The sequence below is a fragment of the Nocardioides sp. NPDC054178 genome (assembly GCF_055585005.1).
On the sequence record NZ_JBVJKY010000006.1, the window covers coordinates 317146 to 340591 of the forward strand.

Below are 23446 nucleotides of genomic sequence, written 5' to 3' on the forward strand. Positions count from 1 at the left end.
TTCGAGCATGTTGCAGCCGCGCCGGTGGCCGCACGCGACGGGGCCGCCCGGTGAACCGGACGGCCCCGTGGTGGGTGGTGGTGGGGGATCAGGGGTCGATCACGATGGTGCAGGTGATCGTCCTCGGCGACGGGTCGACCGGGATGCCCTCATGGGTCACCGTGTCGTCCCATCCGGAGGCCGCGCCGGTGTCCGGTGTCGTCCCGGTGTTCTCGCAGGTCATCGACGTCAGGCTGGTCTCGCCCGAGCCGCCGTCACGGAAGTTGACCTGGATGTCGGCGAGCGGTGCGTTGGTGAACGTCGCGACCGCCGTACCGGTCGGCTGGTTGTCGGTGCAGTTGGTGCCACTGACCACGGTGACGGTCTGCGGACCTCCGGGAGCGTCGTCGTAGCCCGGAGGCGGCGAGGTCTCGGTCACGTCGTAGTCGCCGAGCGAGAGCCCGGAGACGCAGACCTCACCGACGTCGGGATCCTGGTCGCCGGCCCCGTTGTCGGTCACGCTGGCGCCGTCGTAGGAGAAGACCGCTCCCGCGTTGGTGACGGCTCCGCCCTTGGTGCTGTTCTTCAGGATCTTCAGTGCCCCGAGCTCGAGCCGGTTGGTGTAGGTGCAGTCGAGCACATCGGCGTCGCTGTCGATCGCGAACGTCACCGTCGCACCGTTGATGCTCGGCGTGACCCCCGTGCTCGCGTTGCAGTTCACGCTGACGAAGGCCCAGTTGGACGGGATCACGTCTTCGACGACCGTATAGCCGCTGCCGAAGAGCACGGTCTTGCCGTAGTCCTTGACGCCGTCGTCCCTGAGCGTGAACGTGTTCGTCGAGGTGGGATCGGTGCCGAACGACTTGGTGTAGCCGAAGTCGGTGGTGTTGGGGTTCTCGTCCGGGAGCGTCTGCTTGCGGATGATCACCTGGCCACAGTTCTGCAGGTTGATCCCGACAGGTGCCACGAAGTCCTTCAGCTGAGAGGTGAAGGAGTCCGAGGACCGGCTCTTCAGCATCGCGCTGCCGAACGACGCGCACTTGTTCGGCTGGAAGAGGAGCCGCAGGTCGATCTGCGCCTCTCCGAAGGTCCGTGCCTGCTTCTCCCCGGAGGTGATCAGCCCGTCGGAGGCCGAGGCCGGGATGGGCGAGGTGTTGATGGTGCCGGCCGCGCAGGGTGCGCCGCCGCAGGTGGCGGAGGGGACGTCCAGGTCGGTGGTCGGACCCCAGGCGCTGCCGGTCCACCGGCGTGCGGTGATGTCGGCGCGGGATCCACCCTGGTCGATGGCGTACTCGATGAGGAGGTCACCGGCCGTGCGGACGACGTTGGGGCCGGAGGCGCACTTGGTGCTGGACTGGTTGAACTCGAAGTCCATCAGCGTGGTGCCGCTCGGGTCGCTGACCCGGCTCCAGGCGAGGTTCAGGAACCCGGGGTGGCTGCCCGTCCCCGCCTCGCGGTAGACGTGGAAGCTCAGCAGGTCGCTCTTGTTCGGCGGGATGGAGTCGGTCACCGCGCCGGGACAGGAGGTGTCCTCCTTGACACCGCCGGCGTAGGAGTCGTCGCCGGTGCCGTTGACCTTGTCGGTGGCGCGGGTCTCGTTGACGTTCGCCCAGTCGAGCGAGGGCGAGGGGTCGTCGACCTTGAGGTTGGCGTCGACGTCGATCTCGAAGTTGCTGCCCGCGAGGCTGGCTTCGGGATGGGACGCGGCGGCACCTGAGGAGACGAGTGTCGTGACGACGAGGGCGGTGGCGCACAGCGCCGCCAACCTCTTGAAGAACCTCGGCTTACTGGCGCGAGGCATGAGTGGGCTCGGTGTCGAGCGCATGGCGTGTCCCCTTTCAGAGACCTCGCGGTCGCTGTCTGCATGGGAGGGCGGGCTCGCGTCCCGGGTGCGGGCTCCGTCGGCGCGTGAGGCTGCGGCCTGGACGGATGTTGTGTTCAGCGGGGCGGGCATCGGCAGGTGGGCTCGATGGGCGTCCTCGTTATTCGATCGTTATCCCGCACGGGGTATTTGTGCATGCCGAAGATCGGGTAAGTGGCAGCGGGCGGCCGACGCGCCCTGCCGGGCACGGATCCCGTCTCGGCCCTTACCTGTCCGTTACCGGCGCTCAACGGCTCGGTCATCCCGGCCGCGGATCATGGATACCGAGGACCTTCCCCCGCCTGTGCCCGACCACGTGAAGGAGCCGGAGATGGCAGCTGAGGTGACACGTCCCGTGGAGGACGTCGACGTCCTGAACAGATTCCACCGTCAGAGCCGCATGGCCCGGTTCATCCGCTGGGCCGACGACTACACCCTGTGGGCGTTCAACCCACCCGATGCGCTGGCGCCCGGCGGGTCCCCGACGCGCCGGGCCGGTGCCGACCAGCCGGAGGACCCGGCCGCGATCCTCCGTGACCTCGAGCACGAGCGCAGCAGGTTCGACCAGCATCTCGAGGAGCTGCACGAGGAGAGCGCGCGGGCCGTCCGGATGTTGCGGCGACGCGGCTGGTCGTTCGGGCGGATCGCGGCGGAGACCGGGATCAGCAACCAGCGCGTCGCCCAGCTTGCGCGTAGCTCGCTGGGCGCCGGCAGGTGAGGATCTGGCCGTGAGGACCTGGTTGTGAGAATCAGGCCGTGAGAATCGGTCCGTGAGCGCGGCTCAGCGAGCGGCGGGAACCGTCGCGTCGTCGTCGGCGGTCTCCGTCTCGGCGGCGCCCCGGGCGAGCAGCGCGCGGGAGCACACCAGCGAGATCACGGTGGTGACGACGCCGAAGGCGACGGGCACCACGATGCTGCCGGAGGTGTCGAGGAGCCACTGCAGGATCATCGGCGTGGTCCCGCACAGCGCCCCGGAGAGGCCGTACGTCACCGAGATCCCGGTGTAGCGGACGCGGGCCGGGAAGGCCTGGGCGAGCATGCCGGCCATGATCGCGTAGAACATCACGTCGGGGATGGTGGCCAGCACCGCGCCGATCATCGCGAGGGTCCAGTTCCCGGTGCCCATCAGCACGAACATCAGCGCGAGCGCGGGGATCTCGAGGCCGAGCAGGACGGTGACAAGGGTGCGCGGGTTCCAGCGGGTGGCGAGCACCGCGCCGAACGGCTGCACGAAGAACTGCACCAGGCTGGCGATCAGGATGATGGTGAGGAAGGAGTCCTTCCCGAAGCCGAGATGGGTGGTGGCCCAGGAGAGGGCGAACGTGTCGCGGGCGTAGACGACCACGAAGACGCACAGGATGCCGAAGACGCCGAGCGTCAGCTCGCGGGAGTTGCTGCGGAACAGCTCGATCACCGGGACCCGGACGACCTCGTTGCGCTCGTGGAGGTCCTTCATCGCCGGGGACTCCTCGAGGCTGAGCCTGATCACGAGCCCGACCACGACCAGCGCGGCCGACGCCAGGAACGGCAGTCGCCAGGCCCACTCGAGCAGCGCGTCGTCGGGGAGCAGACCGGTGACAGCGAGGAAGCTGAGGGTGGCCAGGATGCGGCCGGCGGGGGAGCCCTGCTGGGCGAAGGCGCCGAAGAGGAAGCCGCGGTCGGCGCGGGTGTGCTCGGTCGCGATCAGCACCGCGCCGCCCCACTCGCCGCCGACGGCGAGACCCTGCAGCAGCCGGAGCACGATCAGCAGCACCGGCGCCGCGGCTCCGATGGCCGCGTGCGTCGGCAGCAGGCCGACGCCGACCGTGGTGACACCCATGAGCAGCAGCGTCAGGATCAGGGAGCGCTTGCGGCCGATCCGGTCACCGAGGTGGCCGAAGACCACGCCACCGAGCGGCCGGGTCAGGAACCCAACGGCGAACGTCGCGAAGGAGAGCAGGGTCGCGACCGCGGGCTCGGCGTTGCTGAAGAACAGCGGCCCGAAGACCAGGGCGGACGCGGTGCCGTAGATGTAGAAGTCGTACCACTCGATCGTGGTGCCGACGAAGGCGGCGATGCCCGCCTTGCGGGCCATCCGTTCGTCGGGGACGCGCGTTGACTGAGTCATGGGGACTGCTCCTCCGGGGGTCGTGTGTCGTCACGCATCGAGATGCTGTGTGACCGCGTTCACACTAGGAACCCGCGCCATTGCACGTCCAACACCAAATCTAGATGGCATTGATATCGCTGGTGAGCCCAATCGTGGCGGGGGCATGCCGAGGCCGCCGATCCTCGGGAGCAGGATCGGCGGCCTCGTCGGGGGTCAGGGAAGGACCAGGGTGATGCTCTCCGCGACGCAGACCGGTCGCTCGGTGCCCTCCGCCTCGACGGTCCAGGCGACCAGCACCTGGGTCCCGGCCGGGACCGCCCGGACCTCCTTGATCCGCGGGGTGGCCCGGATCTTCGAGCCGACCTGGACCGGCGCGGGGAACCGCACCTTCTCGAGGCCGTAGTTGAGCCGGGCGGACCCGGCCGCGATCGCGTAGAGCTCGGTCGAGAAGGCGGGCAGCATCGACAGGGTGAGGTAGCCGTGCGCGATGGTGCCGCCGAACGAGGACGCGGTGGCGCGCTCGACGTCGACGTGGATCCACTGCTGGTCGCCGGTGAGCTCGGCGAAGCGGTCCACGCGGTCCTGGGTGATCTGCACCCAGTCCGTGGTGCCGAGCTCCTCGCCGACGGCGGCCTCGATCTCCTCGACGGAGGTGAACGTACGCATCAGGCGATCCGCTCGAAGACGGCGGCCAGACCCTGGCCACCGCCGATGCACATCGTCTCGAGACCGTAGCGGGCCTCACGGCGGTGCAGCTCGCGGGCGAGCGTGCCGAGCATGCGGACGCCGGTGGCGCCCACGGGGTGGCCCAGCGAGATGCCGGAGCCGTGCACGTTGGTGCGCTCGAGGTCCTCGTCGGTGAACTTCCACTCGCGCATGACCGCGAGCGCCTGGGCGGCGAAGGCCTCGTTGAGCTCGATGACGTCCATGTCGGCCAGGGTCAGGCCGGCCTTCGCGAGGGCCGCCTCGGTGGCCGGGACCGGGCCGATGCCCATCACGTCGGGACGTACGCCTGCGGCTGCCCAGGACACGAGCCGGACCAGCGGCCGCAGGCCGAGCTGCTCGGCGACCTCGGCGGTGGTGACCAGGCACATCGCGGCGGCGTCGTTCTGGCCGCTGGCGTTGCCGGCGGTGACGGTGGCCTCGGGGTCGGAGGAGCCGAGGATCGGCCGCAGCCTCGCGAGCGACTCCAGGGTGGTGTCGGCGCGGGGGTGCTCGTCGGTGTCGACGACGACGTCGCCCTTCCGGGACGGCACGGTGACCGGCACGATCTCCTCGGCGAGGACGCCGCTCTGCTGTGCGGCGACGGCGCGCTGGTGGGAGCTCACGGCGAGCCGGTCCTGCTCCTCGCGGCCGATGGAGTATTCCCGGCGCAGGTTCTCGGCGGTCTCGAGCATGCCACCGGGGACGGGGTGGTGGCGGCCACCCGGGGTCTGCCTGCCGCGGGTGAGGCCGTCGTGGATCTGCACACCGGTGCGGGCGCCGCCCCAGCGCATGTCGAGGGAGTAGAAGGCGACGTTGCTCATCGACTCCGCGCCGCCGGCCACCACGATGTCGCTGGCGCCGGAGGCCACCTGCATCACCGCGTTGGCGACGGCCTGCAGCCCGGAGCCGCAGCGGCGGTCGACCTGCTGGCCGCCGACGGTCACCGGGAGCCCGGCGTCGAGCCCGACGACGCGGCCGATCGCCGGAGCCTCGGCGTTGGGGTAGCAGTGGCCGAGGATGACGTCGTCGATCCGCTCCGGGTCGATGCCGGTGCGGGCGAGCAGGCCCTGCAGCGCGGTGACGCCGAGGTCGACCGGGCTGAGGTCCTTGAAGACGCCGCCGTAGCGGCCGATCGGGGTGCGGACGGGCTCGCAGATGACCACGTCGCGGGCGGTGTCACTCATGGTTGATGCCTTTCAGGGGTGATGGTGGCCAGCTCGGCCCTCAGGCCGACCAGCGCGGTGCCGTCGGGGCGCCGCAGCGCCACCTCGGCCGTGTCGGGGGTGGGCGCGTCGATCCGCACGTGTGCGGGGTCTCCGCAGAACAGCGGCGCGGTGTTGCGGTGCCGCAGGCGGCGTACGCGGCGCTCGGGGTGGGTCAGCCGGAGCGCCTCGACAAGCGCGAGGGTGGTGAAGGGACCGTGGACGACGAGGCCGGGATAGCCCTCGACCCGGGTGGCGTAAGGCCAGTCGTAGTGGATCCGGTGCGGGTTGGCGGTCGCGGCGCTGAACCGCATCAGCAGCGTCGGGTCGGTGACGAGCCGCCAGCCGTCGTCCTCGGCGACCAGCGGCGGGCCGGCCGGGGCGATCGCCGCGGCGGGCTCGGGACCAGCGAACGACGACGGTGCCGGAGCGGCGTCGCGGTAGATCAGGTCCTGCCGCTCCTCCACGAGCAGCTCGTCCCGGCCGGCGTCGAGGAGCCGGGTGTCCACCGTGACGACCGCCAGCCTCCCGCTGCGGCCCTCCTTCTCCTCGACGGAGACGACCTCGGCCTCGCGGACGACCTCGGCGCCGACCCGGAGGTCGCCGTGGAAGGTGACCTCGCCGCCGGCGAACATCCGCCGGGGCAGGTCGATCGGGGGCAGGAAGTCGCCGCGGCGCGGGTGGCCGTCGACCCCGATGACCGAGGACGCCGGCCAGCGCGGGAGCGCGACCCAGTGCCACAACGGCGGCAGTACGTCCCCGGCGGCCGGCACCGCAGCGCCGCTGTCGAGGAGCGCACCGAGGGCGGCGACCGGACCCGCCTCGAGGGTCTCGGCCGACGTCACCCGCCGCGGTCGCCAGCTCACATGAACCTTCCGCCGGTCACCTCGGCGACCGTGCCGGTCATGTAGGAGGAGAGCGAGGAGGCGTAGAAGAGGGCGACGTTCGCGATCTCGGCCGGCTCGCCGGCGCGCCCCATCGGGATCTCGGCCATCTTCTCGTCCCAGATCCGCTGCGGCATCGCCTCGGTCATCGCCGAGCGGATCAGCCCGGGCTGGATCGCGTTGACCCGGACCCCGTGGTGGGCCATCTCCTTGGCTGCGGCCTTGGTGAGGCCGACGATGCCGGCCTTCGCGGCCGAGTAGTTGGTCTGCCCGACCATGCCGACCTTGCCGGAGATCGAGGAGATGTTCACGATCGCTCCGGACTTCTGCTCGCGCATCCGGGCGGCGGCGAGCCGGGTGCCGTGCCAGCAGCCCTTGAGGTGCACCGCGATCACCTGGTCGAACTGGTCCTCGGTCATCTTCCGCATCGTCGCGTCCCGGGTGATGCCGGCGTTGTTGACGACGATGTCGAGCGAGCCGTACGTCGCGACCGCCGTCTCCAGGGCGCGCTCGACGTCCTCACCGCTGACCACGTCGCAGACCACGCCGGTGGCCACGTCCGAGCCCAGCTCCTTGGCCGCTGCCTCCGCGGCGGCGCCGTCGAGATCGGCGAGCACGACCCGTGCCCCCTCCGCCACGAAGCGCTCGGCGACGGCGAGCCCGATGCCCTGGGCCCCGCCGGTGATCACCGCGGTCCGGTTCTCGAGAAGTGCCATGTCAGTTCTTTCCCTTCTGGTCGCGCGCCACCAGCTGGGCGGCGATCACGTTGCGCTGGATCTCGTTGGTGCCCTCGCCGACGATCATCAGCGGGGCGTCGCGGAAGTAGCGCTCCACGTCGTACTCCTTGGAGTAGCCGTAGCCGCCGTGCACCCGCACCGCGTCGAGGGCGATCTGCATGGCCGCCTCCGAGGCGAAGAGCTTGGCCATCCCGGCCTCCATGTCGGCGCGGTCGCCGGCGTCGAGCCGCTCGGCCGCGTCGAGGGTCATCAGCCGGGCCGCGCGCATCTTGGTGCCCATCTCGGCGAGCAGGTTGCCGACCGACTGGTGCTTCCAGATCGGCTTGCCGAAGCTCTCCCGGGTCTGGGCGTAGGAGAGCGCGTCGTCGAACGCGGCCTGGCCGACGCCGACGGCGCGGGCGGCGACCTGGATCCGGCCGACCTCGAGACCGCGCATCATGTGGCCCCAGCCGAGGTCGGGTGTGCCACCGAGGACGGCGGTCGCGGGGACCCGCATCTTGTCGAAGGTGAGCTCGCAGGCCTCGACGCCGCGGTAGCCGAGCTTGGGGATCTTGCCCGAGACGGTGAGGCCGTCGCCGGGCTCGACCAGCACCACGCTCATCCCCTGGTGGGCAGGCTTCGCCGAGCGGTCGGTGATGCAGAGCAGCCCGATCAGGCCCGCGTGCTGGGCGTTGGAGATCCAGGTCTTCGAGCCGGTGATGACCAGCTCGTCGCCATCGGTGTCGGCGAACGTACGCATCCCCTGCAGGTCGCTGCCGCCGGACGGCTCGGTCAGCGCCATCGTGGCGCGCAGGCTCCCGTCGGCCATCCGGGGCAGGTAGGTCTGCTGCTGCTCCGGGGTGCCGAAGTGGCGGACCAGGTAGCTGATCACCGAGTGGCCGCCGATCGCGCCGGCCAGGCTCATCCAGCCGCGGGCGAGCTCCTCGGTGACCCGCGCGAAGCAGGCGGTGCTCACGTCGACGCCGCCGTGCTCGGCAGGCACCAGGAGGCCGAAGAAGCCGAGCTTCTTCATCTCCTCGATGAGGTCAGCGGGGTAGCGGTCGTCGGCCTCGAACTCGCGCACCCGGGGGCGTACGCGCTCGTCGACGAAGTCGGCGACGAGCCGGACCATGTCCTGCTCGTCGGGGGTCAGGCTGCTCATCTGGTTGCTCCTGGGGTGGGTCGGTCGAGGGAGAGGATGCGGCGGGCGCGGGCGACGACGGGGGCGTCGACCATCCGGCCGTCGACGAGCGCGACCCCGTCCTCGGTCGCGGCGGCCAGGACGCGCTCGGCCCAGGCGACCTCGTCGGGGGTGGGCGCCAGGGCCGCGGCGGCCGGAGCCACCTGGCCGGGGTGGATGCAGAGCTTGCCGGCGAACCCGAGGGCGGCCGCCGCGGTGACGTCTGCGGTCAGCCGCTCGTGATCGCGTACGTCACCGGTGACCCCGTCGATCGGGCCGGCCAGACCGCCGACGGCGGAGGCCAGCACCAGGTGGCCGCGCGCGGGCGCGAGGGCGGGGGCGTGGTCGGGGTCGACGCCGAGCTCGGCGGCCAGGTCGTAGCTGCCGAGGGCGAGGCGTACGACTCCGGGGGAGCGGGCCAGGTCGATCGCCCGGGTGACGCCGAGCGCGGTCTCGACCAGGGCCGCGACGGCGGAGCCGTCAGGGAGCGCCGCCAGGACGGCCGCCACGGTCTCGGGGCTCTCGGCCTTCGGGAGCACGACCAGGCTCGGCAGGTCGAGGGCCGCGAGCGCGGCGACGTCGGCGTCGTGCCAGGTGGTGCCGGCGGCGTTGATCCGCACCGCGACGGTCGTCTCGGTCCCGGGGAGCCAGTCGGTGACGTGGTCGCGGGCTACGTCCTTGTGGGCCGGGGCGACGGCGTCCTCGAGGTCGAGGACGACGACGTCGGGGCCGGCGGCGGCAGCCTTGGCGAACCGCTCGGGTCGGTCCCCTGGGACGAACAGCCAGGTCCGCGCGGTCTCGGCGGTGCTCATCGGGCCACCACCTCTCGGGTGCCGATCACGCCGCGGGCGACGAGGTCGTCGAGCCTCTCGGGGGCCAGCCCGAGGGTGCCGGCGAGCACCTCGCCGGTGTCCTGCCCGACGGCGGGCGCCGGTCGGGCCGCGCTCCGGTGGCCGTCGACGCTGATCGGCGCGCCCGGGGCGAGCAGGTCGCCGACCCCGGGCTGGGTGATCGTGGAGAAGAGCGGGTGCTCGCGCAGCAGCCGGGCGTCGTCGGCGGCGAGGTCGCGGAAGCTGCGGTAGGGCGACCACAGGATCCGGGTCTGCGCCAGCGCCGTCGTGACGTACGCCGTGTCGTGCTGCTCGAACCAGGCCGCGACCAGGCCGCCGAGCACGGTGCGGTGCCGGAACCGGGTGCCCTCCTCGGAGAAGTCGGTGTCGAGCGCGCGGGCGAGCGCGGCGACCGCCTCGCCGAGGCCGGTGATGCCCAGCAGGTCCGACCACTGTCGCGGGGTGAGGGCCACCAGCATGAAGCGGTCGCCGTCCGCGGTGGTGAAGTCGCGGCCGAAGGTGCCGTAGACGTGGTTGCCGGTCGAGCCGCGCTCGCCGGCCGGGTTCAGCTGCGCCTCGGCGAGGTAGCCGAGGTTGCCGGCGACGGCCAGCGCGACGTCCTCCAGCGCGACCCGCACCTCGGCGCCCTCGCCGCTGACCGCGCGCCGGCGCTCGGCGGCGAGCAGGCCGGTCGCGAGGTGGAGCCCGGCGGCGAGGTCCCACGCCGGGACCACGCCGTTGACCGGTGCCGCATGCTCCTCCGGGCCGGTCACGAGCGGGAAGCCGGTGCCGGCCTGCACGGTGTAGTCGACGGCGGTCCCGCCGTCGTGGCGCCCGGTGAGGAGCACGTGGATGACGTCCTCGCGACGGGCGCGCAGCGCGGCGTACCCGAGCTCGGCCCAGCGCTCGGTGTTGGTGACCACGATGCCGCCGGACGGGCCGCCCGAGACGACCAGGTCCGCGACCAGCTCTCGTCCCTCCGGGTGGGTGCAGTCGACGGCGATGGCCTTCTTGCCGGGGTTGAGCCCGTTCCAGTAGAGGCTGGCACCGCTCTCGCTCAGCGGCCAGCGGGTCCGGTCGGGCGCGCCCTCGAGGGGCTCGACGCGGATCACCTCGGCGCCGAGCTGCGCCAGGGTGGTGCCGCACAGCGGCGTGGCGACGAAGCTGGACACCTCGACCACCCGCAGGCCCGCGAGCGGTCCGGGCGTGGGGTCAGGCGTGGGGTCAGCGGTGGTCATGGAACACCCTTTCTGTGGCGGGCCGAGAGGTGGCGGAGGGGCCGGCCGTCGCCCAGGTCAGGGCGACCGCGGCGACCGGGACGCCGTAGACGAGCGTGAGATTTCCGGTCGGATAGGCGATCGCGACCCAGGAGTAGCCGACCGCGAGCCCGGTGAAGCGGAGCATGTTGTGGAGCCCGAGCGCGACCCCGTCGGCGGCGGCCGGCGAGGTCATCAGGCCGAGCGCCGAGGTCGCCTGCACGACACCGATCGCGGCGCCGGTCAGCACGAGCGCGACCACGGTGAGCGTGATGACGGTGCCGGGCTCGGCGGCGGTCGCGGCCAGGGGCAGCGCGAGCAGGCCGAGCGCGAGCAGCACCAGGCCGCCGCGCAGCGTGCGCCGGGCGGTGAACCGCTCGGTGACGCGGGAGGAGAGCGGCGCAGCCAGCGTCATCGCCAGGGCGAGCGCGAGCATCGTGACGCCGATCTTCCCCGGCCCGAGGCCGAGGTCGCGGCCCAGGTGCAGCGGCGTGGCGACGATCGCGACGCCGAGGCAGCCCATCACCGTCCCGGCGGCCATCGTGCTCGCGACGAACCTGCGCTCGGTGAGGAGGCCGGGCGGGACGAACGGTCCGGCGCTGGTGCGTCCGAGCCGGGTGTGCACGACCAGGGCGAGCACGCCCACGGCCGCCATCCCCGCGGCGACCGTCACCTCGCCGTGCTGCCCGAGCCAGCTGACGGCGCCGACGAGCGCGCCGATCCCGACCAAAAGCGTCGCCATGCCGCTGACGTGGAGCGGGGCGTAGGAGGCGGGGACGTCGGGCACCACGGTCAGGCACAGCACCAGCAGCACGGCGCTGAGCGAGGCATGGGTGAGGAACACCCAGCGCCAGCCGAGCGTGTCGGCGACGAGGCCGCCCAGCGGCGGGCCGAGCGCCTGGCCGACGCCGATGGCGGCCGCCCAGGCGGCCATCACCCGGGCCCGGTTGCCGGCCCAGTGGCGGCCGAGCACCTGCTGGATCGCGGGCGGTACCGCCGAGCAGGCGACACCCTGTAGGGCACGCATCACGACCAGGAACCCGAGCCCCTGGCTGAACGCAGCGCCCGCCTGGGCGGCCACCATCAGCAGGAGCGACCCGGCGAGCACCCGGCGCGAGCCGAACCGCTGACACATCCAGCCGGAGATCGGCGCGAAGACGACCATCGCCAGGGTGAAGGCGCTGACCGCGAAGACGATCCCGCGGGGTGAGGCCCCGATCGCGTGGGCGATCACGTTGATCGGCGCGCTGATGATCGTGCTCGACAGGGTGCCGAGCGTGGAGCACGCCAGCAGGGCGACGTACGCCGAGCGTCGCGGTTCGAACCTGGTGATGCTCATCGGAGGTAGAGCCGCACCGTGTCGATCTCGTCGCGGAGCAGCCTGACCTCCTCGACGGTCGGCCGGGCGGTCTCGCGTACGTCATCGGCGACCGCGATGTCCCATCCGGTCGCGGCGCGGACGTCGTCGACGGTGAGGCCGGGGTGGACCTCGCTGACCTCGAGCTCGCCGAGCTTGTCGGGGCGGCGCAGCACCGCCATCGGGGTGATCACGGTGGAGACCCCGTGGCCGGGAGGCACCATCCGTGGGTCCTCCTCGTGCGCGCGCACCGGGCTGGGCGAGGTGCAGAAGTCGAGCTGTGCCGGCAGGGCACCGGGGTCGTGGCGGCGCAGCACCACGACGCACTCGCCGGCGTTCGGCATGATCTCCGCGGCGCCGCCGGCCCCGGGCAGCCGGACCTTGGGCTTGTCCCAGTCGCCGATGAAGCTGGTGTTGAGGCTGCCCCAGCGGTCGACCTGGGCGGCGCCGAGGAAGCCGACGTCGACGTGGCCCCGCTGGAGCACGTAGCCGAACAGCGCGGGCATGCTCAGCACGGCCGCGGCACCGGAGACCAGGACCGAGTCGGCGATGCCCTCGGCCAGGCCCTCCGGCTGCGCGCCACAGATCCCGGACTCGTAGACCAGCTCGACGTCGGGGTTCACGGTGCGCCGCGCCAGGTCGACGGCCAGCGTCGGCAGCCCGACACCGGCGAAGACGCGGTGCTTGCCGGCGAGCTGACGCGCGGCGACCGCGGCGAGGAACTCGGTGCTGGACGGAGCCACGTCCGAGAAGGTCATGACGCCTCCTGGGCGACCCGGCGGCCGAAGTCGACGGGCTGCGAGAGCCGGGGCGCGACACCGAGCCCGGCCCAGCGCTCCTCGCCGAGCTTGGCGAGATAGGCGGCGCGGTCCGGCACCCGATGCACCCACTCGTCGAGCCAGCCGAGCACCGCCTCACGCTCACGGCTGATCGGCGTCCACTCACGGTAGAAGGCGTTGTCGCGGTCGTAGTGGCCCTGCGTGTAGGACGGGTGCGCGCCGCCGGGGCACTCGACGACCGCCGTGACCGCGTGCGAGGGCAGGACGGTGCGGTTCGGGTCGGAGCGGACCACGTCCTCCTCGACGATCTCCTCGACGGTCGCGATCACCGACTCGGCCGCGTACGCCGCCTCCTGCTGGGCCCCGACGATGCCCCACATCTGGACGTTGCCGGAGCGGTCGGCGCGCTGGGCGTGGACGATCGTGACGTCGGGGCGCAGCGGCGGCACGACGTAGATGTCCGGGCCGCCGTAGGGGTCGGCGACCTTGCGGATCAGCGGGTTGAGCTTCGGGAGGTCGCTGCCGGCGTAGGAGCGGAGCGGGAAGAACGGCAGCCCGGCGGCACCCGCCTGGTAGCGGCAGACCATGCCGTAGTGGCTGTACTCCTCGACCTCGAGCGGCTCCGGGTCGGCGCTCTCGACGCGCCGCCGGACCTCGTGCAGGGAGCCCGCCGAGCCGCTGGCGAAGAACGAGGCCACGAGCTTGGAGACGCAGCCGGCGGCGATCATCTGGTCGGCCAGCAGGTCGGGGGTCATCCGGCAGAACGTCAGGTCCCGACGGCCCTGTCGGATGATCTCGTGGCCCGCGGCGAACGGGATCAGGTGGCCGAAGCCCTCCAGCGCGACCGTCATGCCGTCCCGTACGTGGGTGGCCACCGCCGAGGTGAGATCGGTGACCTTGTCGGGCGCGGCCATGGGTGCTCCTCGGGACGGGGTGGGTCAGTGGTCCCAGCCTGCCGCCAGCTGCGTGCCGAACTCCAATACTTCTTCCGCCGCCAACTGTTGACGGATGCGTATGAATAGTTCGAGACAGATATCGAAAGTGACGACAAACGACGGCACAATGAGCCGGGTGGACACTGCCTCTCCTGCCGCCGGCGACCGTGCCGCCGTGACCCTCGACGAGCTGCTCGAGCTGCTCGACCTGAGCTGTGCCGACGACCCCTCCGGACCGGTGAGCCACTGGGTCGGGAAGCCGCAGGCGCACCCTGCCGACCGGATCTTCGGCGGCCTGCTCCTCGCGCAGGCACTGGTCGCCGCCGGCCGCGGCGTCGGTGCCGACCAGCGGGTCATCAGCCTGCAGGCCGACTTCGTCGGCGGGGTGCCGACGGACCGTCCGCTGCGCTGGGAGGTCACGGTCGTCTCCGACGCCCCGTCGCTGGCGACCCGGCGCAGCCGGCTGGTGGACGAGGCGGGCCAGGAGCTCTTCGGCGCGGTCACGCGCTGGGCGACCGTGCGGGCCGACCTGCCCTCCTACAGCTCGGCCCGGCCTGCGCCCGCTCCCGACCCCGAGACGCTGCCGGACCTGGCCGACCGGTTCGGCTCGGACGAACGGATCCCGCCCTGGTGGCGGCTGCAGCGACCGGTCCACTTCCGCCACGCGGTGGCGCCGCCGTACTTCACCGTCGCCGAGCCGAACGACCGACAGACCACCTTCTTCCGGGCGACCGGCCCGCTGCCGGAGGACCCGGTCCTGCGGGCAGCGCTGGTGGCGTACGTGAGCGACATGAGCGTGCTCGAGGCGTCGTTCCTGGCCCTCGGCTCGGCTCGGCACCGGCCCGGCGCCCGGATCCTCAGCCTGACCCACGCGCTGACCTTCCACGCCGCCTCCGACCTGACCGACTGGCACCAGTTCGACTGCCGGGTCGAGTCGATCTCCCACGGCCGTGCCCACGGCGTCGGTGAGCTGTTCGACGCCGCCGGGCGCCACGTCGCCACCGCGTCGCAGGTCGGTCTGGTGAAGGTCTCCACGGTCGGCTGACCGGGGGTCAGGCGGGCGGGCCGTTCGGCAGGTCCGGCGTCGGCAGCGCCTCCTCCGAGGCGCGCAGGACCGCGCGCAGCGCCGGGCTCCGGTCCTCCTGCCGCCAGGCGAGCTGCTGGAACGTGGGGCGGTCGCACTCGCTGATCCTGACCACCTCGATGCCGGTCTGCACGACGTTGGCGAGCGCGGTGTCGAGCGTGAAGGTGATACCGACCCCGGCCGCTACCAGCGCGACCGCGGTCCAGCTGTCCGGCGCGGTCTGCACGATGTTGGGCACGAACCCGGCCTGGGACGCCGTCTCGATGAAGGCGTCGCGCACGCTGGAGCCGGGGTCGGCGGGCAGTGCCACGAACGGCTCGTCACGGCACTCCGCCATGCTGACCTCCTCGCGCCCGGCCAGCCGGTGGCCGGCGGGTACGGCGAGCACGTAGTGCTCGACCGCGATCACGCGGTGCGCCAGACCCTGCGGCTCGATCCGCCACCGCGCGATCGCCAGGTCGAGCTCGCCGTCCTGCAGCGAGCGCAGCGCCTCGTAGTTGTAGGTCGTGCTCTGCAGCATCAGCTCGATCCCGGGATGCTGCTCGCGGACGATCCTGCCCAGCTGGCCGACCAGCACGTGGGAGGAGGGGCCGGCGAAGCCGATCCGGACCCGGCCGGTCTCGCCCCGGCCGGCCGAGCGGACCGCCCGGCGCGCGGTGCGCATGCCCTCGAGCACCTCCTGGGCGGGCCGGACCAGTGCCTCGCCGGCCGAGGTCAGCCGGACGCTCCGCGTGGTGCGGTCGAAGAGCTGGGCGCCGAGGTCGCGCTCGAGCTGCTTGATGGTGCGGCTCAGCGGCGGCTGGGCGATGTGCAGCCGCTCGGCCGCCCGGCCGAAGTGGAGCTCCTCGGCCACGGCGAGGAACGCTTCGAGATGGTGCAGGTCCATGAGGACAACTCTTGCATCAGTTGGAACAATCATCCAAGGATTAGGTATTGGACGAGCATAAGAAGTCGCGGGATGCTTGCTGCATGACCACCGACCTGCTGCCGCTGGAGGGCATCACCGTGGTCGCCCTCGAGCAGGCCGTCGCGGCCCCGCTCGCCACCCGTCACCTCGCGGACCTCGGTGCCCGCGTGATCAAGCTGGAGCGGGTGGGCGAGGGTGACTTCGCCCGCAACTACGACCATGCGGTGCACGGCCTCGCCTCGCACTTCGTCTGGCTCAACCGCGGCAAGGAGTCGGTCGCGCTCGACCTCAAGTCGCCCGAGGGCGCCGAGCTCGCGCGCCGGCTGGTCGCCCGCGCCGACGTGTTCCTGCAGAACGCCGCGCCCGGCGCCGCCGAGCGGCTCGGGCTCGGCGCGGAGGAGCTCGCCGAACGGCACCCGCGGCTCGTCGTCGCCGGCATCTCCGGCTACGGCACCGGCGGCCCGCTACGGGACCGCAAGGCGTACGACATGCTCATCCAGGCCGAGTCCGGGCTGATCTCGGTCACCGGCACCCCGGAGACGGCGACCAAGACCGGCGTCCCCAGCGCCGACATCGCCGCGGGCCTCTACACGAGCCAGGCGATCGTCGCGGCCCTGTTCCGTCGCGAGCGCACCGGCACGGGCGGCATCGTGGACATCTCGATGTTCGACGCCACCGTCGAGTGGCTCGGGCACCCGATGTACATGCAGATGTACGGCGGCCGCCAGATCCCGCGGATGGGGCTCAGCCACGCCTCGATCGCACCCTACGACGCCTACCCGACCGCCGACGGGGAGATCCTGATCGGTGTACAGAACGACCGCGGCTGGCGTGCGCTGGTGACCGACGTCTTCGACCGGCCCGACCTCGCCGACCATCCTCGGCTGGCCACCAACCCGCTGCGGGTCGCCCATCGCGAGGAGTGCGACGCGGTCGTCGCCGAGCACACCCGCGGCTTCGCCACCGTCGACCTCGACGCCCGGCTCGCCGCCGCCGGCGTCCCGGCGGCCCAGATCAACGACATGTCCGGCCTGGTCGAGCACCCGCAGCTCACCGGCCGCGACCGGTGGCGCGAGGTCGAGACCCCTGCCGGGCCGGTCCGCGGCGTACTGCCGCCGATGACGTTCCGTGACGTCGAGCTGCCGATGGGCCCGATCCCCGAGCTCGGTGCCCACACCGACGCCGTGCTCGCCGAGGTCGGCCTCGACGCCGGCGCGATCGACCGGCTCGCCGTCGGCGGCGTGGTCGGCCGGCCCACCGGCGTACCCGTTCCCACGCCCTGATCCCGCACGAAGGAGCACCCATGGAGCCCGACGAGTTCACCTCGATCCTCGACGCCGTCCGCGCGTTCGTCCGCAAGGAGGTCGTCACCGCGGAGGACGAGATCGAGGAGACCGACCAGATCCCCGACCGGCTCCGGCAGCAGGCCGCGGCCATGGGGCTGTTCGGCTACGCCATCCCCGAGGAGTACGGCGGTCTCGGCTTCACCATGTCCGAGGAGGTCCGGCTGGCGATGGAGCTCGGCTGGACCACGCCGTCGTTCCGCTCGATGTTCGGCACCAACAACGGCATCGCCGGCCAGGTGCTGGTCAACTGCGGCACCGAGCGGCAGAAGCAGCAGTACCTGCCCGGGCTGGCCAGCGGCGACCTGGTCGCCTCCTTCGCGCTCACCGAGCCCGAGGCCGGCTCCGACCCGAGCGGCCTGCGCACCCGCGCGGTGCGCGACGGCGACGAGTACGTCATCAGCGGGCAGAAGCGCTTCATCACCAACGCGATCTGGGCCGACCTGCTCATGGTCTTCGCCCGCACCGGCGACCACGGCGAGGGCGCGAAGAACATCTCGGTGTTCGTGGTCCCGACCGACACCCCCGGCGTCACCATCGGCCCGCGCGACCACAAGATGGGCCAGCGCGGCGCGGTGACCTCGGAGATCTTCTTCGACGGCGCCCGGGTGCCCGCCGCGAACCTGGTCGGCGAGGTCGAGGGCGAGGGTTTCTCCGCGGCGATGCGGTCGCTGGCCAAGGGCCGGCTGCACATCGCGGCGCTGACCGTCGGCCTGGCCGACCGGCTGATCGAGGAGAGCCTGCGCCACGCCACGACCAACGGCCAGGGCGGCCAGAAGCTGGCGGAGTTCCAGCTGATCCAGGCGATGCTCGCCGAGAGCCGGACCGAGGCGTACGCCGGTCGCGCCATGGTGCTCGAGGCCGCCCGCAGCTGGGACGACGGCAGCGACCGCCGGACGGCGCCGTCGCTGTGCAAGCTGTTCTGCACCGAGGCGGTCGACCGGATCGCCGACCGCGCGGTCCAGATCCACGGCGGCCTCGGCTACATGCGCGAGGTGCCGGTCGAGCGCTTCTACCGCGACGCGCGGCTGTTCCGGCTCTACGAGGGCACCAGCGAGATCCAGAAGCTGATCATCGCCAAGCAGATGGTCAAGGAGTTCCAGGGGTGAGCTCGGCGCCGCGCACCAAGGCGGTCCGCGTCGAGGACCGTGGCCACGTCCGGATCCTCACGCTCGACCGTCCCGAGCGCCGCAACGCGCTCGACCTCGCCGACCGGATCGACCTGCTCGCCGCGCTCCGGACCGCCGAGGTGGAGGCGCGCGCCGTCGTCCTGACCGGCGCCGGCCCGGTGTTCTCCGCCGGCGGCGACATCCGGTCGATGTCGCAGGACCGTGACGTCGCCCGGCAGCGGCTCGAGGTCGTCAACGCCGTCGTACGCCAGCTGGTCACCGGCGAGCTGCCGGTCCTGGCCGCGGTCGAGGGCGGCGCCTACGGGCTCGGGCTCGCTCTGGCCGCCGCCTGCGACCTCGTGGTCGCGGGCCGCTCGGCGACCTTCTCGACGTCGTTCGGGAAGATCGGGCTCGGCCCCGACACCGGGCTCGCCTACACGCTCCCGCGGCGCGTCGGGCAGGGGAGGGCACGCGAGCTGCTGCTGACCGTACGCACCTTCGACGCGGCCGAGGCCGAGCGCATCGGCGCGGTCGAGACCGTCGTCGACGACGGCACCGCCCTCGACCACTCGGTCGAGCTGGCCTCGCGGCTGGCCGAGCTCTCGGCGCCGATGGTGGCCGGCACCCGGCGCCTCCTCGACCAGCCCGACCAGAGCCTCGACGGCGTACTCGCCGCGGAGGCCGACCTCCAGGTCGACCTGCTCTCCGGCCCGCAGTTCGCGGAGGGCCGGGCGGCCTTCCTGGAGCGCAGACGGCCCGACTTCTTCAGCGCCTGAGGCGGTTGTCCACGCGGCCGATCCGCGCAAGGCTTCAGCCATGAGGTCGCCGCTGGTCCGGGTCCACTCGCTGACGACACGTGTCGAGGCACCGGTCGAGGAGGTCTTCGGCTGGCACCGGCGTCCCGGGGCGATCCACCGGCTGACGCCGCCGTGGACGCCGGGGGAGGTGCGGGTGGAGGCGACCGACCTCGCCGACGGGACGGCGGTGATCTCGCTCGGGCGCGGCGTGGACTGGATCGCCCGTCACGATCCGGACGCCTACGATCCGCCGCACCTGTTCACCGACCGGCTCGCCTCGCTGCGGCCGCTGACGTGGACCCATCGGCACGAGTTCGCCGCCGACGGCGAGGCGACGCTGGTCACCGACCGGGTCGAGACCAACGTGGTCGGACGGATGGTGGACCGGATGCTCGGCTACCGCCACGCCCAGCTGGCCGCCGACCTCGCGGCCCACCGCAGGACGTACGCAGCGGGCAGGGCGCTCACCATCGCGGTCACCGGCTCTCATGGCACCGTCGGGCGAGCCCTGGTCCCGTTCCTCACCACGGGCGGCCATCGGGTGATCAGGCTGGTCCGGCATGCGCCGGCCGGCGAGGACGAGCGTCGCTGGGACCCGTCGGCGCCCGCCCCCGACCTGCTCGACGGCGTCGACGCGGTCGTCCATCTGGCGGGTGCGTCGATCGCGGGCCGCTTCACCGCGGCGCACAAGGCGGCGATCCGTGACTCCCGGATCGAGCCGACGCGGCGGCTCGCCGAGGCGGCGGCCCGCAGCGGCGTACGCACCTTCGTCAGCGCCTCCGCGATCGGGATCTACGGCGCCGACCGGGGCGACGAGATCCTCACCGAGGCCTCGGCGCGCGGCACCGGCTTCCTCGCCGACGTGGTCGCCGACTGGGAGGCGGCGAGCCGGGTCGACGGGCCGCGGGTGGTGAACGTGCGCACCGGTATCGTCCAGACCCCGGCCGGAGGAGCGCTGCGGCTCCAGCGCCCGCTCTTCGCGGCCGGCCTCGGGGGCCGCCTCGGGAGCGGCGACCAGTGGCTGAGCTGGATCGGCATCGACGACCTGGTCGACATCTACCACCGCGCGGTCCTCGACGAGACGCTCGTGGGGCCGGTCGACGCGGTCGCCCCCGAGCCGGTCACCGGCCGGGTCTACGCACAGACCCTCGCCCACGTGCTCCACCGCCCCGCGCTCCTGCCCACGCCGGCACTCGGCCCGCGGCTCCTGCTCGGCACGGAGGGAGCGGCGGAGATGGCGCTGGCGAGCCAGCGCGTCGAGCCGGCCGCTCTGGGGAGCCACCACCGGTTTCGTCATCCGACGCTGGAGGCGGCGCTGCGCCACGTACTCGGCCGGTGAGCCTCAGGCCCCGCCGGTGAGCAACAGCTCCGCGGCCCTCGCTGCTCCGTCGACCCGGGCCTCGGCGCTCATCGCGGTCGCCCGCGCGCGGACCTCTGGCTCGAGTGCGGCACCGAGCGCTGCGGTGAGCGACTCGACCGTCGGCGTGGCACCGTCGTGGGCGACCCCGAGACCGAGCGCGGCCACCCGCCCGGCCCAGTAGACCTGGTCGCCGGCCTGCGGGACGACCACCTGCGGGGCGCCGGCCCGGTAGGCCGTGGTCGTGGTGCCGGCGCCACCGTGGTGGACGACGGCGGCGACCCGGCCGAACAGCTTCTGGTGGTTGACCTCGCCGATGACGAAGCAGTCCTCGCGTCCGTCGATGACGTCGAGCCCCGCCCATCCCCGCCCGATGACCACCCGCCGGCCGTGGGCGCGGACGGCCTCGACCGCGACCCGTACGCTCTCCTCACCGACCGTGCGCATGCTGCCGAAGCCGACATAGACGGGCTCGTCGCCGGCCTCCAGGAAGCCCAGCAGATCGGCGGGGAGCGGACGGTCGTCCTCGAGCGTCCACGCCCCGGTCTGCACGACGTCGAGACCGGACGACCCGTTCCACGGGCCGAGGGTCGGGTCGGCCGCCAGGAGCGGGTGGGTGGTGAACATGAGCTCGGTGACGTCGGCGACCGGCGAGAGGCCGATCGAGGTCCGGTGAGCGTCGAGAGGCTCCTTGAACAGCGCGGTGAAGCCCTGCCCGTCCAGGCCGTCGACGACGTCCGGGCAGAACAGGACGTAGTGGTAGGGGAGTCCCAGTCTCTCGGCCACCGAGGGCGCCACGAACTGCGACATCGCGGTGGCCACGACCACGTCGCAGCCCTCCGCGGCCTCGGCCACGGTGTCGTACTGCGCCGTGATGAAGTCGGTCACCCGCTGGTGGCGCTCCTCGGCTGTCGGCGGCCGCTCCCACGACCGCCACGGCTTGAGGAACGGCACATGTGGCACCCCCTCCCGCTCCAGCAGGTCCACGAACTCCTCGTCCGGCGGTGCGCACATCCGCACCTCCGCGCCCCGTCGCTGCAGCTCCACCGCCAGTGCCACCAGCGGCTCGACGTCTCCCCGTGATCCGTACGTCGACAACAGCACGCGCATCCCTGGCTCCGTTCCGTGGCTTCGACGCCACGCTCGATCGGTCGGGTAGATTGTCCGACAAAACTGTGCTCATCACACATGTCTTGGGACTATTGCCGATGGAAGCGAGCGACGTGAAGACCGATGTTGATCAACAAGCCTCGAGCCGGGCGGACAAGGCCTACGAGGATCTGTACACCCTGCTGATCAACGGGCACTTCCCGCCCAACACCCGGCTGACCGAGGCGGAGCTGACGACCCTCCTCGACGTCTCGCGGGGGACCGTGAGGTCGATCCTCATCCGTCTGGTGCAGGACGGCTACCTCACCAGCGAGCCCCACCGCGGGGTGCGAACCCGGTCGTTCACGCTCGAGGAGGCGCTCTCGGTGATGGAGGCCCGCGAGACCCTCGAGTCGGCCCTGGCCGAGAAGGCGGCCGAGCGCGCGACGGATGAGGAGCTGGAGGAGCTGGCCGGCATCTGCGAGGAGATGGGTGCGCCCACCTACGTGGATTCGGAGGCCGAGTACGCCCGGCTCAACCGCCGATTCCACCAGCAGATCAGGGACTCGGCGCGACAGCCGATCCTGTCCGGTTTCGCCGACTCGCTCGCCTACCCGCTGGTGATGCGGCAGTACCGCGACCTGACCCACACGAGCCCGCGGCAGACGGCTCTCATCGAGCATCGGGCGATCCTCGCGGCGCTGCAGACCCGCAACCCGGATGCGGCAGCGGCCGCGATGCACCATCACGTGGCCTCGGCCCGCCGCTCCCTGCTCCGCAACGCTCAGGCCGAGGGACACGACCGCTCGGCCTGAGCGGTGGGTCAGCTCGTGAGGTAGCTGGTGCTCGCGGGATCCAGCCGGACGCCGACCGCATCGCCGGGCCGCAGGCCCGCCCCGGCGCGGGCGAACGCCTTCAGCCGCACGTCGGCGGCGCGGACGATGACCTCGAGCCGGTCGCCCAGGAACTCGGCCGACTCGACTTGGGCGGAGAACTCCGACTCGGTGACCGTGCCGTCCCCGACGGCGCGAACCTCGACGTCCTCGGGCCGGACGCAGACGAAGCCGCCCTCGCGTCGCTGCCAGGTCGTCGTCTGCGTACGCCGCCCGCAGGTCACCCGGCCGACCGGTGTCCCCGCCACCACGGTGTCACCGGAGCGGGAGGCCTCCAGAACCGGCACCAGGTTCGCGCTGCCGATGAAGTCGGCGACGTAGGAGGTCCTCGGGAAGTCGTAGATCTCCGCCGGGGTCCCGATCTGCTCGATCACACCGTGGTTCATCACGACCACGATGTCCGACATCGCCAGGGCCTCGGCCTGGTCATGGGTGACGTAGAGGGCGGTGACGCCGAACTCCTGCTGGAACTCCCGCAGCTCATGGCGCAGCCGCTCGCGCAGCTTGGCGTCGAGGTTGGAGAGCGGCTCGTCGAGCAGCAGCACCTCCGGGTCGCCCAGCAAGGCCCGGGCGAAGGCGAGCCGCTGCTGCTGGCCACCGCTGAGCTGGGTGGCCCATCGGTCGGCCATCGGGGCCAGGCCGACCTGCTCGAGCACGTCGAGCGCCCGCTTGCGTACGTCCTTGCCGCGCTGCCGGTTGCGGCCGTGGCGCAGGGGGAACGAGGCGTTGTCCAGGACGGTCATGTGCGGCCAGATCCCGTAGGACTGGGGAACCATCGCGATCGGCCGGTCCTCGGTGCGTACGGCCTGCTTGGTCTCGGAGTCGAAGACGACCTGTCCGCCCATGGTGATCCGTCCGGAGCTGGCCTGCTCCAGGCCGGCGACGCAGCGCAACGTGGTGGTCTTGCCGCAGCCACTGGGACCGAGCAGGGTCAGGAACGAACCGCGTGGGATGTCGAACGAGACGCCGTCGACGGCATAGGCCGAGTCCATGCTCGGGCTCCGGTCGTAGGTCTTGCGCAGGTCGGTGACGGTGACGCTGCCCTTGGCGGTCTCCGTGTCTGCACTGCTCACGGCGTGGATCCTTGCATTGTG

At 72.2% G+C, this 23446-nt stretch carries 23 protein-coding genes; 7 read left to right on the plus strand and 16 right to left on the minus strand.

The annotated features are described in order from the left end of the window. Positions 1 to 88: 88 nt before the first annotated feature. Positions 89 to 1780: an MSCRAMM family protein gene (locus ACZ6WN_RS22295; protein WP_465867687.1), complete on the minus strand. Its 1692-nt coding sequence runs from the start codon at positions 1778 to 1780 to the stop codon at positions 89 to 91. Between the two features lie 391 nt (positions 1781 to 2171). On the opposite strand from ACZ6WN_RS22295, the gene ACZ6WN_RS22300 reads away from it, so the two are divergent. Continuing rightward, positions 2172 to 2558 carry a hypothetical protein gene (locus ACZ6WN_RS22300; protein WP_465867689.1) on the plus strand — a complete coding sequence of 129 codons (387 nt, stop codon included), beginning with the start codon at positions 2172 to 2174 and terminating at the stop codon, positions 2556 to 2558. Between the two features lie 63 nt (positions 2559 to 2621). Here ACZ6WN_RS22300 and ACZ6WN_RS22305 read toward each other — a convergent pair whose 3' ends face one another. The 12 genes from ACZ6WN_RS22305 to ACZ6WN_RS22360 all read right to left on the minus strand — a co-directional run bounded on the left by ACZ6WN_RS22305 (position 2622) and on the right by ACZ6WN_RS22360 (position 13917). Continuing rightward, a complete protein-coding gene (locus ACZ6WN_RS22305; protein ID WP_465867691.1) occupies positions 2622 to 3947 on the minus strand; it encodes an MFS transporter in 1326 nt (441 codons plus the stop codon). Between the two features lie 195 nt (positions 3948 to 4142). Continuing rightward, positions 4143 to 4595, minus strand: a complete 453-nt coding sequence (locus ACZ6WN_RS22310; RefSeq protein WP_465867693.1) for a MaoC family dehydratase — start codon at positions 4593 to 4595, stop codon at positions 4143 to 4145. Next, entirely contained in the window at positions 4595 to 5818 is a 1224-nt protein-coding gene (locus ACZ6WN_RS22315; protein WP_465867695.1) for an acetyl-CoA C-acetyltransferase, read from the minus strand. Before ACZ6WN_RS22315 ends, ACZ6WN_RS22310 begins: the two co-directional genes overlap by 1 nt. After that, positions 5815 to 6702 (minus strand): HTD2 family dehydratase, encoded by an 888-nt coding sequence (locus ACZ6WN_RS22320; protein ID WP_465867696.1) that lies wholly within the window; start codon positions 6700 to 6702, stop codon positions 5815 to 5817. The genes ACZ6WN_RS22315 and ACZ6WN_RS22320 overlap by 4 nt, the downstream gene beginning before the upstream one ends. Further along, on the minus strand, positions 6699 to 7436 hold the full coding sequence (fabG, locus tag ACZ6WN_RS22325) for a 3-oxoacyl-ACP reductase FabG (protein ID WP_465867698.1): 738 nt from the start codon (positions 7434 to 7436) through the stop codon (positions 6699 to 6701). Before fabG ends, ACZ6WN_RS22320 begins: the two co-directional genes overlap by 4 nt. Before the next feature lies 1 nt (position 7437). Beyond that, the gene (locus ACZ6WN_RS22330; RefSeq protein WP_465867699.1) at positions 7438 to 8598 is read right to left on the minus strand and encodes an acyl-CoA dehydrogenase family protein; all 1161 of its coding nucleotides are present in this window, start codon (positions 8596 to 8598) and stop codon (positions 7438 to 7440) included. Continuing rightward, positions 8595 to 9428: an HpcH/HpaI aldolase/citrate lyase family protein gene (locus tag ACZ6WN_RS22335; protein WP_465867701.1), complete on the minus strand. Its 834-nt coding sequence runs from the start codon at positions 9426 to 9428 to the stop codon at positions 8595 to 8597. Before ACZ6WN_RS22335 ends, ACZ6WN_RS22330 begins: the two co-directional genes overlap by 4 nt. After that, positions 9425 to 10684 carry a CoA transferase gene (locus ACZ6WN_RS22340; RefSeq protein WP_465867703.1) on the minus strand — a complete coding sequence of 420 codons (1260 nt, stop codon included), beginning with the start codon at positions 10682 to 10684 and terminating at the stop codon, positions 9425 to 9427. Before ACZ6WN_RS22340 ends, ACZ6WN_RS22335 begins: the two co-directional genes overlap by 4 nt. After that, entirely contained in the window at positions 10671 to 12041 is a 1371-nt protein-coding gene (locus ACZ6WN_RS22345) for an MFS transporter (protein WP_465867704.1), read from the minus strand. The genes ACZ6WN_RS22340 and ACZ6WN_RS22345 overlap by 14 nt, the downstream gene beginning before the upstream one ends. Next, a complete protein-coding gene (locus tag ACZ6WN_RS22350; RefSeq protein ID WP_465867706.1) occupies positions 12038 to 12817 on the minus strand; it encodes a CoA-transferase subunit beta in 780 nt (259 codons plus the stop codon). Before ACZ6WN_RS22350 ends, ACZ6WN_RS22345 begins: the two co-directional genes overlap by 4 nt. After that, complete coding sequence (locus ACZ6WN_RS22355; protein ID WP_465867708.1) at positions 12814 to 13752, minus strand: CoA transferase subunit A; 939 nt, start codon at positions 13750 to 13752, stop codon at positions 12814 to 12816. The genes ACZ6WN_RS22350 and ACZ6WN_RS22355 overlap by 4 nt, the downstream gene beginning before the upstream one ends. 24 nt (positions 13753 to 13776) lie before the next feature. Then, positions 13777 to 13917 carry a hypothetical protein gene (locus ACZ6WN_RS22360; protein WP_465867709.1) on the minus strand — a complete coding sequence of 47 codons (141 nt, stop codon included), beginning with the start codon at positions 13915 to 13917 and terminating at the stop codon, positions 13777 to 13779. Between ACZ6WN_RS22360 and ACZ6WN_RS22365 the strand changes: the two genes are divergently transcribed. Further along, positions 13910 to 14818, plus strand: a complete 909-nt coding sequence (locus ACZ6WN_RS22365; RefSeq protein WP_465867710.1) for an acyl-CoA thioesterase — start codon at positions 13910 to 13912, stop codon at positions 14816 to 14818. The two genes, ACZ6WN_RS22360 and ACZ6WN_RS22365, sit on opposite strands and share 8 nt — an antisense overlap. 7 nt (positions 14819 to 14825) lie before the next feature. Here the strand turns inward: ACZ6WN_RS22365 and ACZ6WN_RS22370 are convergent, their stop codons facing one another. Next, positions 14826 to 15743: a LysR family transcriptional regulator gene (locus tag ACZ6WN_RS22370; protein ID WP_465867712.1), complete on the minus strand. Its 918-nt coding sequence runs from the start codon at positions 15741 to 15743 to the stop codon at positions 14826 to 14828. An 83-nt stretch (positions 15744 to 15826) separates the two neighbouring features. Here ACZ6WN_RS22370 and ACZ6WN_RS22375 point away from each other — a divergent pair, with 83 nt between their 5' ends. The 4 genes from ACZ6WN_RS22375 to ACZ6WN_RS22390 are packed head-to-tail and all read left to right on the plus strand — an operon-like array spanning position 15827 to position 20352. Further along, on the plus strand, positions 15827 to 17047 hold the full coding sequence (locus ACZ6WN_RS22375; protein ID WP_465867714.1) for a CaiB/BaiF CoA transferase family protein: 1221 nt from the start codon (positions 15827 to 15829) through the stop codon (positions 17045 to 17047). Between the two features lie 20 nt (positions 17048 to 17067). Then, positions 17068 to 18216: an acyl-CoA dehydrogenase family protein gene (locus ACZ6WN_RS22380; protein ID WP_465867716.1), complete on the plus strand. Its 1149-nt coding sequence runs from the start codon at positions 17068 to 17070 to the stop codon at positions 18214 to 18216. Further along, a complete protein-coding gene (locus tag ACZ6WN_RS22385; RefSeq protein WP_465867718.1) occupies positions 18213 to 18992 on the plus strand; it encodes an enoyl-CoA hydratase/isomerase family protein in 780 nt (259 codons plus the stop codon). Before ACZ6WN_RS22380 ends, ACZ6WN_RS22385 begins: the two co-directional genes overlap by 4 nt. 40 nt (positions 18993 to 19032) lie before the next feature. Further along, positions 19033 to 20352: a TIGR01777 family oxidoreductase gene (locus tag ACZ6WN_RS22390; RefSeq protein ID WP_465867719.1), complete on the plus strand. Its 1320-nt coding sequence runs from the start codon at positions 19033 to 19035 to the stop codon at positions 20350 to 20352. 3 nt (positions 20353 to 20355) lie between these two features. Here the strand turns inward: ACZ6WN_RS22390 and ACZ6WN_RS22395 are convergent, their stop codons facing one another. Next, positions 20356 to 21480, minus strand: coding sequence for a glycosyltransferase (locus ACZ6WN_RS22395; RefSeq protein ID WP_465867721.1), 1125 nt, complete (start codon positions 21478 to 21480; stop codon positions 20356 to 20358). 113 nt (positions 21481 to 21593) lie between these two features. On the opposite strand from ACZ6WN_RS22395, the gene ACZ6WN_RS22400 reads away from it, so the two are divergent. Next, positions 21594 to 22274, plus strand: a complete 681-nt coding sequence (locus tag ACZ6WN_RS22400; protein ID WP_465867723.1) for a GntR family transcriptional regulator — start codon at positions 21594 to 21596, stop codon at positions 22272 to 22274. An 8-nt stretch (positions 22275 to 22282) separates the two neighbouring features. Here ACZ6WN_RS22400 and ACZ6WN_RS22405 read toward each other — a convergent pair whose 3' ends face one another. Beyond that, positions 22283 to 23425, minus strand: coding sequence for an ABC transporter ATP-binding protein (locus ACZ6WN_RS22405; RefSeq protein WP_465867724.1), 1143 nt, complete (start codon positions 23423 to 23425; stop codon positions 22283 to 22285). Between the last annotated feature and the right edge of the window lie 21 nt (positions 23426 to 23446).

Bases quoted from the DNA above. Each gene is read 5' to 3' on its own strand.
- ACZ6WN_RS22295 (WP_465867687.1), bottom strand. From the start codon at position 1,780: ATGCCTCGCGCCAGTAAGCCGAGGTTCTTCAAGAGGTTGGCGGCGCTG.
- ACZ6WN_RS22300 (WP_465867689.1), top strand. From the start codon at position 2,172: ATGGCAGCTGAGGTGACACGTCCCGTGGAGGACGTCGACGTCCTGAAC.
- ACZ6WN_RS22305 (WP_465867691.1), bottom strand. From the start codon at position 3,947: ATGACTCAGTCAACGCGCGTCCCCGACGAACGGATGGCCCGCAAGGCG.
- ACZ6WN_RS22310 (WP_465867693.1), bottom strand. From the start codon at position 4,595: ATGCGTACGTTCACCTCCGTCGAGGAGATCGAGGCCGCCGTCGGCGAG.
- ACZ6WN_RS22315 (WP_465867695.1), bottom strand. From the start codon at position 5,818: ATGAGTGACACCGCCCGCGACGTGGTCATCTGCGAGCCCGTCCGCACC.
- fabG (WP_465867698.1), bottom strand. From the start codon at position 7,436: ATGGCACTTCTCGAGAACCGGACCGCGGTGATCACCGGCGGGGCCCAG.
- ACZ6WN_RS22330 (WP_465867699.1), bottom strand. From the start codon at position 8,598: ATGAGCAGCCTGACCCCCGACGAGCAGGACATGGTCCGGCTCGTCGCC.
- ACZ6WN_RS22335 (WP_465867701.1), bottom strand. From the start codon at position 9,428: ATGAGCACCGCCGAGACCGCGCGGACCTGGCTGTTCGTCCCAGGGGAC.
- ACZ6WN_RS22340 (WP_465867703.1), bottom strand. From the start codon at position 10,684: ATGACCACCGCTGACCCCACGCCTGACCCCACGCCCGGACCGCTCGCG.
- ACZ6WN_RS22345 (WP_465867704.1), bottom strand. From the start codon at position 12,041: ATGAGCATCACCAGGTTCGAACCGCGACGCTCGGCGTACGTCGCCCTG.
- ACZ6WN_RS22350 (WP_465867706.1), bottom strand. From the start codon at position 12,817: ATGACCTTCTCGGACGTGGCTCCGTCCAGCACCGAGTTCCTCGCCGCG.
- ACZ6WN_RS22355 (WP_465867708.1), bottom strand. From the start codon at position 13,752: ATGGCCGCGCCCGACAAGGTCACCGATCTCACCTCGGCGGTGGCCACC.
- ACZ6WN_RS22370 (WP_465867712.1), bottom strand. From the start codon at position 15,743: ATGGACCTGCACCATCTCGAAGCGTTCCTCGCCGTGGCCGAGGAGCTC.
- ACZ6WN_RS22375 (WP_465867714.1), top strand. From the start codon at position 15,827: ATGACCACCGACCTGCTGCCGCTGGAGGGCATCACCGTGGTCGCCCTC.
- ACZ6WN_RS22380 (WP_465867716.1), top strand. From the start codon at position 17,068: ATGGAGCCCGACGAGTTCACCTCGATCCTCGACGCCGTCCGCGCGTTC.
- ACZ6WN_RS22390 (WP_465867719.1), top strand. From the start codon at position 19,033: ATGAGGTCGCCGCTGGTCCGGGTCCACTCGCTGACGACACGTGTCGAG.
- ACZ6WN_RS22395 (WP_465867721.1), bottom strand. From the start codon at position 21,480: ATGCGCGTGCTGTTGTCGACGTACGGATCACGGGGAGACGTCGAGCCG.